Below are 1,003 nucleotides of genomic sequence, written 5' to 3'. Positions count from 1 at the left end.
CCAGCTGTTAGGCGATTTGGTTTCTCGCCCCATACCCGGGCATGGAACCAATCCGATTATCGAAGGAAGTCAAGATGTGTCGTTTAAGGGGCGTGATGCTGCTGTGGACGGTTGTAAAACTGCATGCGGCTGCGCTTTGATCAGCAGTATGCCGACTGTCGGAAGCGACTAGGGGAAGGGAATCTGCAAGGAGCTAAAGTGCCAGATTGTCGGAAATAAGATACAAAATTGAATAATCCTTTTAGTGTCGCAGGTTTTTAGGGGCGCATACCTGATTCGGGGCAGGTTTGGTAAACAGCCTTTCATCTCAATAATTCAAAAGTTCTGGTATTCAGAATACAGATTAAGTTTTTAGATTTTAAGTTTATTTTTCGGAAGTTATTATGAAGCCAATTTTTACTGGCATAGTGGTTATTATTCTAAGCATCGTCAGTGCAGTCTTACTCTACTTTTTAGGTCATAAATTCGGAATCGATACATCTGCAGCCAAAGCGGTTGTTTGGGCATGTATCACAGTAGTGACCTCGTTGATATTCTTTATCCCTCTGTTGACACGAATGCTTTGGTCAGGCGTGTCCGATAGACATTCTAATTTGAAGCATCTGAATCCCGAAGATTTAAGCGGTGACAGTGCGGAATCTACCCATTTAATCGGTGTGACGGAACGCTGGGAGCAGTTGAGACATATCCACTTGCTGACCAAGCAATATAAAAAACACCGTAAGCCTTGGATTTTTGTGGTCACCCAAGATACTGCCTTGCTGGAAGCCTCTTTGCCGGATATCCGCCGTCAGTTGTGGGTGGAAACCGCATCGGCTATTTGGATTGATGCACATGCTATGGAGCCTGCAGGCGGTTGGCAATATCTGAGGGGCGTGGGTAAACGTCCTGCCGAAGGCATTGTTTCGCTTCAGGCAAAATCCTCAATTCACGAAAATGTTGCGCAATTGACCGAGTTGATGAAAAAGCTCGGATGGAAGCTGCCGATTAATCAGGTGTATCT

At 45.4% G+C, this 1,003-nt stretch carries 1 protein-coding gene and 1 pseudogene; both read left to right on the top strand.

The features are described from left to right. Window positions 1-16: 16 nt before the first annotated feature. Window positions 17-172, top strand: coding sequence for a PAAR domain-containing protein (locus tag ACTHUR_RS11970; RefSeq protein ID WP_440398715.1), 156 nt, complete (start codon window positions 17-19; stop codon window positions 170-172). A gap of 421 nt (window positions 173-593) precedes the next feature. Continuing rightward, window positions 594-1,003 (top strand): annotated as a pseudogene (locus tag ACTHUR_RS11965) (ImcF-related family protein); the annotation flags it as partial.

Source organism: Neisseria sp. P0021.S007 (assembly GCF_051956855.1).
Note: the sequence above shows the minus strand (reverse complement) of the source record. Positions and strands in the feature narration are given on the sequence as shown.